12 protein-coding genes are annotated in these 12,875 nt (G+C 34.3%); 11 read left to right on the top strand and 1 reads right to left on the bottom strand.

Going from position 1 to position 12,875, the window contains the following annotated elements; all coding sequences use genetic code 11:
* The 7 genes from AC1W31_RS12950 (at position 1) to AC1W31_RS12920 (ending at position 7,591) form a co-directional block, all read left to right on the top strand.
* The gene (locus tag AC1W31_RS12950) at positions 1–705 is read left to right on the top strand and encodes an L-ribulose-5-phosphate 4-epimerase (protein WP_481734876.1); all 705 of its coding nucleotides are present in this window, start codon (positions 1–3) and stop codon (positions 703–705) included.
* A 30-nt stretch (positions 706–735) separates the two neighbouring features.
* A complete protein-coding gene (locus AC1W31_RS12945) occupies positions 736–2,394 on the top strand; it encodes a sodium/sugar symporter (protein ID WP_481734875.1) in 1,659 nt (552 codons plus the stop codon).
* Positions 2,395–2,424: 30 nt separating this feature from the next.
* Entirely contained in the window at positions 2,425–3,591 is a 1,167-nt protein-coding gene (locus tag AC1W31_RS12940; protein ID WP_481734874.1) for an aldose epimerase family protein, read from the top strand.
* Positions 3,592–4,817: 1,226 nt separating this feature from the next.
* Entirely contained in the window at positions 4,818–5,555 is a 738-nt protein-coding gene (locus tag AC1W31_RS12935) for a sensor histidine kinase (protein ID WP_481734873.1), read from the top strand.
* Positions 5,552–6,046, top strand: a complete 495-nt coding sequence (locus tag AC1W31_RS12930; protein ID WP_481734872.1) for a LytR/AlgR family response regulator transcription factor — start codon at positions 5,552–5,554, stop codon at positions 6,044–6,046. The genes AC1W31_RS12935 and AC1W31_RS12930 overlap by 4 nt, the downstream gene beginning before the upstream one ends.
* A 12-nt stretch (positions 6,047–6,058) precedes the next feature.
* Positions 6,059–6,310: a LytTR family transcriptional regulator DNA-binding domain-containing protein gene (locus AC1W31_RS12925; RefSeq protein WP_481734889.1), complete on the top strand. Its 252-nt coding sequence runs from the start codon at positions 6,059–6,061 to the stop codon at positions 6,308–6,310.
* 477 nt (positions 6,311–6,787) lie between these two features.
* Complete coding sequence (locus tag AC1W31_RS12920) at positions 6,788–7,591, top strand: septal ring lytic transglycosylase RlpA family protein (protein WP_481734871.1); 804 nt, start codon at positions 6,788–6,790, stop codon at positions 7,589–7,591.
* A gap of 131 nt (positions 7,592–7,722) precedes the next feature.
* Here the strand turns inward: AC1W31_RS12920 and AC1W31_RS12915 are convergent, their stop codons facing one another.
* A complete protein-coding gene (locus AC1W31_RS12915; protein ID WP_481734870.1) occupies positions 7,723–7,890 on the bottom strand; it encodes a hypothetical protein in 168 nt (55 codons plus the stop codon).
* Between the two features lie 112 nt (positions 7,891–8,002).
* Here AC1W31_RS12915 and AC1W31_RS12910 point away from each other — a divergent pair, with 112 nt between their 5' ends.
* The 4 genes from AC1W31_RS12910 (at position 8,003) to AC1W31_RS12895 (ending at position 12,844) form a co-directional block, all read left to right on the top strand.
* Positions 8,003–8,575, top strand: a complete 573-nt coding sequence (locus AC1W31_RS12910; RefSeq protein WP_481734869.1) for a hypothetical protein — start codon at positions 8,003–8,005, stop codon at positions 8,573–8,575.
* A gap of 155 nt (positions 8,576–8,730) precedes the next feature.
* Entirely contained in the window at positions 8,731–9,525 is a 795-nt protein-coding gene (locus AC1W31_RS12905) for a hypothetical protein (RefSeq protein WP_481734868.1), read from the top strand.
* 197 nt (positions 9,526–9,722) lie between these two features.
* Positions 9,723–12,323, top strand: coding sequence for an MSCRAMM family protein (locus AC1W31_RS12900; protein WP_481734867.1), 2,601 nt, complete (start codon positions 9,723–9,725; stop codon positions 12,321–12,323).
* Entirely contained in the window at positions 12,320–12,844 is a 525-nt protein-coding gene (locus AC1W31_RS12895) for a hypothetical protein (protein WP_481734866.1), read from the top strand. Before AC1W31_RS12900 ends, AC1W31_RS12895 begins: the two co-directional genes overlap by 4 nt.
* Positions 12,845–12,875 lie beyond the last annotated feature (31 nt).

The raw sequence follows: 12,875 nt of genomic DNA, 5'->3' as shown, positions 1-12,875 counted from the left end.
ATGAATCAATACAAATCCTTAAAAGAAGAGTGTTACGAAGCAAATATGCGACTTCCTAAACTCGGTTTGGTACTTTTTACTTTTGGAAATGTCAGTGCCGTTGACCGAGATAAAGCCGTTTTCGCTATCAAACCAAGTGGGATTGATTACGATTTGTTAAAACCCGAAGACATTGTGATTATAGATTATGATGCCAAAGTGGTAGAAGGAATCATGCGTCCATCGTCTGATACAAAAACGCACGCTCAATTGTACAAAAATTGGGAGGATATTGGTGGAATTACGCATACACACAGCACTTACGCCGTTGCGTGGGCTCAAGCAGGGATGGATATTCCCATTTTTGGCACTACCCACGCCGACCATACGCACCAAAATATTCCTTGTGCGGCAGTTTTAACGGACGAAATGATTGAAGGCGATTATGAGTACGAAACGGGTAATCAAATCTTTGATTGTTTGAGAGACAAAGGACTTTCACACAAAGAAATGGAAATGGTTTTATTACAAAATCACGGACCATTTACTTGGGGGAAAAATGCGGAGAAATCGGTTTATAATGCCGCAGTATTGGAAGAAGTTGCCCGAATGGCGTATCTGACTTTACAAATAAACCCGCTTACTCCTCGCATAAAAGACACCCTCAGAATGAAACACTTTGAACGCAAACACGGCAAAAATGCCTATTACGGACAAGGTTGCTAATATTTTAATTAACCTTTTTAATATTTAACTATGAAACTTGGTTTAGAAACCCTCGACTACTGCATTTTCTTTGTTTATTTCGTCATCGTTTCCAGTTATGGTTACTGGGTTTATAAAAATAAAGGCAAACAAAATGGTGGCGACTCAAAAGACTTTTTTCTTGCCGAAGGTTCATTAACTTGGTGGGCAATCGGAGCTTCGATTATCGCTTCAAACATTTCTGCGGAACAATTTATTGGCATGAGTGGACAAGCATTTCAGTTAGGAATTGCTATTTCTGTTTATGAATTATTGGGAGGGGTTTCGTTAATCATCGTGGCGGTTTATTTTTTGCCGATGTATTTGAAAAACAAAATTTATACCATGCCACAATTTTTGGCTAAACGTTACGATGAACGTTTGGCGACCATTATGGCAGTTTTTTGGCTATTTCTATACATTTTCGTAAACCTTACTTCCATCATTTATTTGGGAGGAATTAGTTTAGAAAAAATGACGGGATTAAGTTTCATGACTTGTACTTTATTCCTCACCGTTTTTGCCGTAATAATAACCTTGGGCGGGATGAAAGTGATTGGCTATACCGATGTTATTCAAGTGGTTTGCTTGATATTCGGTGGATTAGCAACTACTTATTTAGCGCTTGATTTATTATCTGATAAGGTGGGAACAGGTTCGGGTGTTTTTGAAGGATTAAGTTTGATTAAAGAAAAAGCGGATAGTCATTTACACATGATTTTTACGCCAAATCAATACCAAGTTCATGATGGTCGTGGTGGATTTATTGATGCTTACCGCCAATTACCCGGCATAATGATGTTTATTATCGGAGGACAGTGGGTGAATAATTTAAACTATTTTGGTTGTAACCAATACATGACGCAACGTGCTTTAGGAGCTGATTTAAAGACTGCTCGAAACGGCGTTTTATTTGCCGCTTTTATGAAAATGCTGATGCCGTTTATTGTGGTTTTACCGGGATTGGCCGCTTACGTAATCTTTCAAGAAAATGCGGATGCGTCAATTGTGAATGGCATTACGCAAAACGGAATCGTAAAACCTGATAATGCGTATCCAGTATTATTAAATCTGTTACCAGTTGGGTTAAAAGGTTTGGCTTTTGCGGCCCTTACCGCCGCCATCGTAGCAAGTTTGGCTGGGAAAGCCAATAGTATTTCAACGATTTATGTCTTGGATATTCATAGAAAATATTTCAACAAAAATCTTACGGAAAAACAAACAGTTTGGACAGGAAGAGTTGCCATTGTGGTTGCCTTTGCCATTGCGTTGGTCGTGAGTCCATTTTTAAGAAACTTTGGTCAAGCATTTGAGTACATCCAAGTCTATACAGGTTACATTTCTCCCGGTATTTTGAGTATTTTCTTATTAGGTTTCTTCTGGAAAAAAGCAACTGCCAATGGTGCTTTAACGGCGGCTATTTTAAGTATCGCTTTGTCGTCATGGATAAATTATCAATTTCCAGAATACCCTTTCATGAATCGTATGGGCGTTGTTTTCTGGATTTGTTCATTGGTTCATGTCACCATCAGTTTGATTGAATCGAAAGGAAAAGACCAAGAAAAGGCTTTTGTAGTAAACAAAGAATGGTTTAAAGTGGAGCCAATATTCCGCTATGGCGCTATTCTTATCGTGGCTATTTTTGTCGTTATTTACGCTATTTTCTGGTAAACAATCATCAAACCCAAAAACAATATTAACATGAAATTAAAATCATTCATTACACTTGCCATCGGTGTTGTAGCTTTACAAAGTTGCATGAGTAAAAAGACCGAAGACAACCAACAAAAAGATTCAGTAATTGTGAATAAAATTGAAAAAACAGCATTCGGTACACTTCCCGATGGACGTAAAGCCGATTCGTATACCTTGAAAAATGCCAATGGTATGGTAGTGAAAGTTTCTAATTACGGTGGCGTTATCAGCTACTGGACTGCTCCTGATAAAGACGGAAAATACGAAGACATCGTGTTGGGTTTTGATTCATTAGCGGGATATTTAACACCACCACCGTATTTTGGAGCAATCATTGGGCGTTACGGAAATAGGATTTCAAAAGGCAAATTCACCTTAGAAGGAAAAGCGTATCAATTAGCAACGAATAATAACCTAAACCATTTGCACGGTGGCGTGGTGGGTTTCGACAAAGTTTTGTGGAATGCAGAGTCAATTGAAGGAGAGGAACCTGCTTTGAAGTTAACTTATTTGAGCAAAGATGGTGAAGAAGGTTATCCAGGAAATTTGAATGTTACGGTAATTTATACTTTACAAAAAGACAATGCTTTAAAGATAGATTATTCAGCAACGACGGATAAAACAACGATTATCAATTTAACGAATCATTCGTATTTTAACCTTTCTGCCTCAAAAAATAATATTCTTGAACATGCGGTTATGCTGAATGCGGACAAATTTTTACCCGTTGATAAAGGGTTAATTCCAACGGGAGAACTTCGTTCCGTAACAGGAACCGTATTTGATTTTACGCAACCAACCGTTATCGGAAAAGGAATAAATGAAGTAAAAGATGAGCAAATTGTTTTGGGTGGCGGCTATGACCACGCTTGGATTTTGAACAAAAAAGAACCCAATGAATTGAGTCTTGCAGCTACTGTTGTTGAGGAAATATCGGGACGTAAAATGGAAGTCATGACTACAGAACCAGCGATTCAGTTTTATACAGGGAACTTCTTAGATGGAAAATTGACTGGAAAAGGTGGCATAAATTATCAAAAGCGTTTTGCTTTATGTCTTGAATCAGAACATTATCCAGATTCACCAAATCAGGCGGCTTTCCCAACGACAGTTTTGAAACCAAATGAAACCTATAAAACGACAACGATTTATAAATTTTCGGTAGCGAAATAAATATTTTTGGGTTACAAGCAAATTTTACAAAAAAAAGTCCGTGTAAAAATCTGAATTTCAGACTTTTACACGGACTTTTTTGATGTATTTACGCCATTTTAAGGTCTTTCAAAGCCTATGTAGTCTCGAATAATTTGCTTTTAAATAGGGCAAATTATTCCATTATTTCACTACTAATTGAGCTACTTACATTTCTCTCTGTTGTCTTTAAATATGCTCCTTCGCTATCCAAACAAAACATCGAGAGCGGAGATAGGGGAGTCACTTAAATTTGGGGCAAACTTCTACCCGAAATGTGCAGCAGACCTCTACAAGCGTCTATAAGATTTTAGCTGATAATAATGTTCCTTCTCAAGTATTTAAAAGCCGAATCTTTAAGTATTAACTAATCGAGTAGTTGGAAACTGTATATTTTCGGAAAATTGTTGTGAAAACCTCAGATTGGACATTAATGTGATGTTTCTTAAGTACTGTCTTGACCACAAACACATTGAAAATATGGGCATTACAGATGAAAAACCAGATTTGTTACCACTCCCGTTGAAAAAATTGATGAATGGATTCTAAAATATTTAGCTCAGAAACAATTTGTGTTTACGATTTGTTGAAGCTACAACTTGCCAAAAAAGATTTAAAGATTTATTGATGGAAATCGCCCAAATAGTATTTCATAAATTAAGATGAACGCCTTTTGTCATTACTTAATCGTAAATCTGAACATTACGAATGTAATTTTCTTGATATTATACAAGAAACATTAGCCCAAGTACTCGTTACCATAAGAAAAGTTATTGCTATATTATTGAAAAAAGTAGAAAAGCTTGGTCGACTAAAGTTGTATCGTAATAAAATCGAATTGATTACTATTGGGCGTGTATAAGGTTACTAATTTTGTTTCGTATCAATCCTAACTATTTGTTCATCTCATTTTACGCTCCTACTTTTTTAGTAGAAGATTTTTTTTTCTCATGACCATTAAAAATATAATTCTGAAACGTTTGTCAATCATTCTTCTCAGCTCGCAAGCGTTTGGAGTGTTGGTAATAACACCCATTTTTTTTAATTCTGTCCAAACAAAACATAATTTTTTGTTGATTTTTTTAATGAATATTTCGTTTGGAATCATTTGTTGGATGTTAAATATTATTTTTTCGGTTTTTTTTATTCGTCGGCTCAAATCGCTGTGGTGGAAATGGCTTGCCAGCACGCTTTGTATAATTTCACTCATGAGTTTATTACATCCAATTACTCAAAATTTGTTTACGATTGGCATCAAAAATGTGTGGCTTTTTCGAGCGCTCGGTCTCACTTTAATGAATGCCGTTATATTTTTTATTAATACATTGATGGATACGATTGAAACTAAACGACACTTAGAAGATGAAAATAATCAATTGAAAATTAATAACTTACAAACAGAATTGGCACAATTAAAAAATCAGATAAATCCTCACTTTTTATTTAACGCTTTGTCTTCGTTGAAGTCTTTAATGAGAGGAGACCCTCAGATTGCCGAAAGTTATTTGATGAAATTATCAGAATTTTTAAGAGCCAGTATTGGTCAAACTAATGATTTGGTATCGCTACAAGAAGAACTGTTTTTGTGTAAGAAATACATAGATTTACAGAAAATGCGTTTTCAAGATGGCTTAATATACAAAACTGAGATTGATTCAAATTCTCTAAATGATAGAATTCCATTTTTTGCCTTGCAAAGTTTAGTAGAAAATTCTCTTAAACATAATATTGTGAGTTTGATGAATCCGCTCACGATTCGGGTTGAAGTAAAAGGTAGCAAGCTAACAATTGTCAATAATGTTCAAGCACTACTTTCATCGGATGCGAGTTCAAAAACAGGTCTTCAAAACCTTAATGTAAGAATGAAAATTCAGACTGGGCAGCCCATTATTATAACTAAAAACCAACATTATTTTAAAGTACGTCTAACACTATTAAGATCATGAAAATAGTAATAATTGAAGATGAAAAATTAACTGCCAAGGACTTGTCTTACGTTTTGACCTCATTGAATTCTGGAATTGAAATAATGGCAACTTTGCCGACCGTGACTCAATCAATTGAATATTTTTCAACAAATTCAGACTACAATCTCATTTTTTCTGATATTCAATTAGGCGATGGGCGTTCATTCGATATATTCAAAAAAGTATCGGTGAATTCTCCGATTATTTTTTGTACCGCTTATAATCAATATGCAATGGAAGCTTTTAAAAATAATGGAATCGATTATATTACGAAACCATTTGATAAAACAAGTGTGGCGCTTGCGCTTAATAAATACCACTCGTTGAAAGAAAAATTTAGCGCTTCCCAAATTGATTATACTAAGCTCTCAGCGGCTTTGTTACCCAAAATGAGTAAAATACAATCTTTAATCGTTTATCAAGGTGATAAAATTCTTCCCATCCCCGTGGTAAATATTTGTTTATTCTAACTTAAAAACCAAATTGTTCAATTACACACGTTGGAAGGAGGTCATTTCCCCATTTTTCAATCTTTGGAAGAAATAGAAGATAAATTAGCTCCAGAATTCTATCGAATTAATCGGCAATTTATTGTCAATCGCAAAGTCATTAAAGATGTTTCCAAGTATTTTGGACGCAAATTATTAATCAATTTAATGCTTCCTTTTCCAGAACAATTAATAATTAGTAAAGAAAAAACGGCTCATTTTATGGAATGGCTTGCTGAAAATTAACCCACCCAATGTCCGCTTCCGAATCAAATTTGTCTGTTTCACGCACTTTTTGATTTGAACATCTTCTATCATCGTTTACTTTTGAAAAATCAAAGCCGATAATATCTAATAAAAAATGCTTACCAAATATTAAACTGAAATGGACTAACGAATAATTAGAAATTATTCAACTATGTTCTACGTGTTAAATAAACTGAAAAGTTTACAGGAACGCCCGTTCGTTTTAAACATATGGGGGCTTGATTACGATATTCATCAAATAAAAATAATTTAACATACTAATTATGCTTCGTAAGTCTTTTAAATTTTTCGCTTTGAATAAAATTAGATTTATTTCATATTTCATAACTTATACAGCATAGTTTCGCTGTGTAACGTATGTTCCACGGTGAATCTGAATTTTGAAATTTACGTTAAAAATGAAACCATTCGTGACAAAAAAAATAAGTTTGAAGGGGTTCTTTAAATTTTAAGGAAATGAAAAAGGTTTATGTTTTACTAATAATTTTTTTGTGTTTTTCTGCTCAAATAGTAGCAAATCAACTTAGCTTTTTCAATGATGGTGAAGAAAAAGGAATTGCTCGTTACTACGCAGCTCACCTTAAGGGAAAATTAACTTCTTCTGGAGAAAAATATGATGATTCTCAACTTACCGCTTCTCATTCAAAATATGCCTTAAATACCTTAGTAAAAATCACTAATTTAGAAAATAATCTAACCGTTACAGTTCGGATAAATGATCATTGTAAATGTGATGAAGCGGGTAGAATTGTTACGTTATCGAAAGAAGCGGCTTCAAAATTAGGCATGATAGCCAGTGGAAAAGTAAGTGTGAAATTAGAAGTTGTGTCACAACCAATAACCGAAAAAGTGACTGACAAGGCGCTAAGTAATCTTTTGAATAAGGACCGAGATGTTTATGCAAAAGAAGAGATTAAAGAAATAAAACCTGCTATAGCCACCGTGCCAAAAATATCCGCTGAATCTTTTTCGGTCAATCATACCTACGATATTAATGGTTTAGAGAAAAATCCAAAAAGGTTTGGTGTGCAAGTAACGGCACTTTCAAGTCTGGATATGGTTCAAGATTTATACGACGAATTACTGAAGATGGGTGTAAAAAAGGAAGAAATTTACGTGCAAGTAGGAGCGAAGGATACGGGTAAAATTTTTAAATTAATGTTCGGCGAATTTTATACAAAAGAAGGAGCAAACGAAAAATTGAATTGGTTATCGCAACATGGATACAAGAGCATTATTCGCTCGTATAATAATTTGTAATCGAATACCCCAATTTTATATTACCGAGTATCTTAAATCAATTTTTAACAGTTATTTCAAACAAAAATTTGAAAATTAATACGTTCTACGGTCATTACTTTATTGGCTTTAGGCTTCCATGGCATCTTTCCTTAACGAACAACGGCTACTGCAGCAGTAGCCGTTGTCAAACATAGTATCTCAGCTAAAGTAGGTGCTACTACTGGTGGGGTTAATGTTAAATTAACTGCTGCTACTCCAAGCATGACCAATGGCAATGGTATTGGTAAAACCGCATCTGCTGGTGTAACACTTAGCACAGCTAATCAAAATATTCTTACGAGTATTAGCGGTTATTCTACGGGTACAGGTGTCTTTCTACCTCAGAAAATATATAAATCATTTCACATTAATTTTTAACAAACTATATACATGAACTTAACAAAAATCGCTCTCCTCAGCACCTTTTTTATTTCAGTAATGGCATTCAACGCTAAATCACAAGACACTCAGACTGACAATCATCAAATTACGGTTGTTGTCCCGAGTGTTGCTCTACTCGCCTTAAAAACAAGTGTGAGTAAAAACTTTACAGCGACTTTTGCACAAGCAGCGCCTGCAGCAGCGGGAGATAAAATTTCAATTCCAGCTGCAAATACAGACATTTGGTTAAATTATTCTTCAATTTTAGCAGCAACAGGGCTTGGAAGTACCTCTCGTAGAGTTGATGTAAAAGCAAGTGCTTTAGTACCAGGTGTTACTATCTCAGTAGTGGCTGCGGCTGCAACCACAGGTTTTGGAACGAAAGGTACGCCTGCTTCAACGGTAGCATTAACAACAACTGACCAACCTATTATTAACGCAATTGGTAGTGCTTACACAGTTAATGGAGCAAGTAACGGTCATAAATTAACGTATTCATTCGCTGCTTTGGATGCAAACTATGCGAATTTGAAGGCGGGTAGTACAATAGTAACCATAACGTATAGTTTGGCTGACAACTAAAAAGTTGAGGAGTGGTTTGAAACTGGATATTATGAGTAGGTTACTTTATAAAATTATTCCGACAACTGACCACTTTTCGCATTTTAAGCGTTTTTATACTTTAAATTTATCTAAATGAATGGGAAATTGCCATTCATTTAGATAAAACCTTTCGCATGAAAAAGATCAGTATTCTTTTATTATTATTATTTTTCACTTCCATTAAAATATTCTCGAGCGTCATGATTCTCAATGGGTTAACTCATGTCCATTCGGGTGATGCTGGAACAAGAATTAACAGCAAAGTAAAAGTAAGAAACGATTCCTCAACAGAGAACAGAATAATTATTTACAAACAGGACTTGGTTTTGAGTTGTGATAACAATTCCATTTTTGAGTATAAAGATATTAATACTAATCCACGCTCAATGGGTAGTTGGTTGCAAGTTAATGTTGACGAAAAAATCCTTGCTCCATATGAAGAATACGAGTTAAGTTATACAATTAATGTTCCAAAATCACTAAACCAGAAAGGTTCATATTGGACTGTATTGATGGTTGAAGAAGCAGACCCAATTCGTAAAGAGGACAATCAGGCACTTCAAGTAGTTTCTAAAATCCGTTATGCCATCCAATTAATCACTGAAGTTGGGGGCTTTGAGAGTCCAAAACTCCAATTTGAGAATGTTGAGTATAAAAAAGGGGTGAACACTGATTTTAATGTTGTGCAGATAAAATTAAAAAATACAGGTTTATATTCTGCACAAACAAAAGTTTTGCTTGAAATTTACGATTCAAAGGGGAAAAAACTGAAAGTATTTCAGGGGTCTCTCAAAAGAATTTATCCAAATCTTTGCAATATATTTGATTTGGAACTAAAAGATTTACCCAAAGGAATCTACGATGGCGTAATAATTGCCGACAATTCAAAAGACTTATTTGGCTCCAATGTTTCGATTAAAATAGAATGACGATTGGAAAAAACATGGATTGTTTTAGAACACCTGTCATCAAATTTAGAGAATAGAAAAATATACCATACCGCTCATATATCATAAACACTTTTTTGAGAACTATCATCCTCATACTTGCATTTGGGTTGTGTTTTTGTGCATATAGCCAAGAAAAAATATCCATTACTACATCTGATTTCCAGAGAAAAGTTGCTATGGGAGGACATCTTACTTTATATTTTGAGGTAGAAAATGCGATTAATAATGAAAAGAACTTACGTGATACTTTAGTATTACCCTCCAATTGGTCTGTACTAACCCATAAAAAAACGGTAATTGATAATACGTTAACCAGGTATTTATATACGGTTTGTATCTCCCGAAATAGCACTTCTAAAGAATATTTTATGCTTTTCAAATTAATTTCAGGGAAAGCTGTGATGGGCTTTAAACGTGCTTCAGTTTTTGTTGTAGAAGTTAGCAATATTGAAATCGTTAATTTAACTCAGCATGAGTATGTTCAAGAAGGAGACCTTGTGCTAAGCAAATTTTTAGTTCAAAATTCTGGCAATAAAGTAGAAAAAGTTAGGCTACAAACCAGTAGAGGTGATATTGTAGGGAATAAAGAATTTTATTCAATTGAACCTGATTCATCTTTAAACGTTTATGTTCAACAACGTATTCCAATTACTGAACAAAATTTTTGGCAGACAACTGCCGATTTAAAAGTACACTTAAAAAATAAAGAGGCTCCCATTATTAGTTTTATTCAAATACCCGTTTATTCGAGTAAAATCAAAAAAAATGATAAATACCTTCGGTTTCCAGTAGAAGCGGGAGGTGGATATTTTCAATATAATTTTGGTAACAATGTTGTGAGTGCTTACCAATACTATGCAAATGGTAATGGATTTCTTGATTTTGACAATAAGAATCATCTAAGTTTTTCAATAAGAGGTCCAAACCAGTTTGACTTTCCTGCGGTAGGTAGTACGGACGAATACGCCTTATCATACAGATACAAGGATAAATTGACTATAACCGCAGGTGATTATTTGGAAAGACTTAATAATCTGATGGAATTTGGGCGTTATGGAAGAGGTGTAAAAATTGACCAAAAATTTGATAAAACAAGTGTGTCCGTCTTTTATCAAAAAGCACGTTTCTTTCCTAATCAAAAAGATGCTTTTGGAGGTAGTATCAAGTATAATTTTACCAACAGAAGTTCAATTTCATTCAATGCCATCTCAAAAAATTTAACATTACCTAACCATATTTTTACGTCCAATATCGTAGGAACTTCCCTTGAAATTAGAAAAGATAATTTCATGATTGAATCTGAAATTGCGATGGGAGAAGCTGAGAAAAAAATCAGTGTGGGGTTTTATAATAAGTTCTATCTCCGATTGGGCAAATTTCAACTAAATAATGAATTGGTTTATGCTGACAAGAATTTTTATGGATTTTATAATAATTCGTGGCTTTTAATCAATGGCTTGAATTACGCACTATCCAGAAAAATCAGCGTAGGAATTAACACGAATTTCTCCAGAACAAATCCAAGTTTAGATGCTAACGTGTATTCGTTTTCGCCATTCGCAGAAACCTACTTAAGTTATATTTCCTACCAACCAAATCAGCAAAATTTAATCACGCTAAATTTCATTAAACAGGAGCGTGAAGACCGACAAACTCCTTCAAAATTCCATTATAAAGAAGATTTGGGTAATTTATCATATATGTTGAATTCAAATAAGTTTTCACTAACTACCCAATCAAGATATGGTTTTTCTCAGAATTTCTTATCCGCAGATAGTCTTTCAAAAAATTTGTCATTCTCAAATTTAATTCAGCCTTCCGTTAGAATTCTTCCTGGAATTTGGATAGGCGCTTACTTTGAACATCAACATACTCGAAAATATACCATCAATAATTCATTACAAAACCTTATTTACTACGGTGGCAATGTAAGAATTAATATAAAGCAAAACCTGAGTATAAATTTGCTATATAGAAATAATTATAGCCCCGACCAGTTATTTGAAAAACGAACTTTCTTGGATGCTTCCTTGAATTATGATTCAAAACATCACCAATTCAGTTTCAGTAGCGGACAAGTGTTTTTGCCCAATGTACCCGATTCTTATCAAAATACCATGTTTTTCTCGGCAAAATATATCTTGAAATTAAATTTACCCATCGCAAAAAACAAGAAATTAGGAACCATCTCAGGAGAAATTCTTGGTATGAATAATGACATTTCAAAAGAAGGAGTTATGGTACAATTGGGAGAAAAACGCTTCTTGACGGATGCTTCAGGCAAATTTTACTTCAAAGATTTAGTGCCTGACCAGTATTTCCTAAAAATAGTTAGCAATAAAGTGGGGGTAATTTCAACCACTAAGTTCCCGATGCAAGTGAATGTTAAGGCCGACAGTACAAGCAAAATCAATGTTGCGTTCATCAAAACAGGAGGTGTTGTGGGTAAGGTTAATTTTGAATATAGTTCTAAAGTTCACCAGGTAGTTGATACGGAAAAAAGTCCAATGGTTTTAGTTACTTTATACAATGACCACGAAAGTTTTACTACCCAAATGAATAGTAATAATGAATTTTCTTTTAAAGAGATGAAGCCAGATATGTGGAAAATTAAAGTAATATTACCCGGTAATCAACCACTATTCACCGTTCAAAACCCTGAACAGACGGTGGAAATAGAATCTGATAAATTGAAAGAAGTGAACTTTAAAATCCAGCCCACCGAAAGGAAAATTTATTTTTCTAATAGGAATTATAATCTTTCACTTAATAAATGAAAAAGGTATTTGTCGTAATTTTTATAAACTTGGCTTTTTCTGCCAATGCACAAACATCGGTTAATGTTTCTGTAACTCTTCCAAGCATTACCTTATTGGATATTGCTCCTAATAATACGGCTTTTAGCTTGGATTTGGTAGTACCAACTCAGGCTGGAAACAACGTAACTATCAATCCAACCAATTCAACAAAATGGATAAATTTTTCATCGGCAGTAGTAACGGGGATTACTCGAAAAATAACCGCTCAATTATCGGGAACGCTTCCGACAGGCATTAATTTAAAATTAGTTATCTCCAATTACGCTGGGGCTGGAGCTGGCACATTAGGAACTTCTTCTGGAACTATAACCCTAAGTGGTACTGCCCAAATAGTTATTAATAATATTGGAGGAGCATACACTGGGGATGGCAGTAGTAACGGATATAATCTAAATTATAGTCTTGAAATCGCCAATTTTACACTTTTAAGAAGCAATTCCACAACATTTTCAATTATCTATACGATGTCCGATAATTGAATAAAAATTCAAGAAATTTATTGGCTAAAAA

The organism is Arcicella sp. (assembly GCF_964672035.1).
This window is presented reverse-complemented; position numbering and strand designations above follow the sequence as displayed.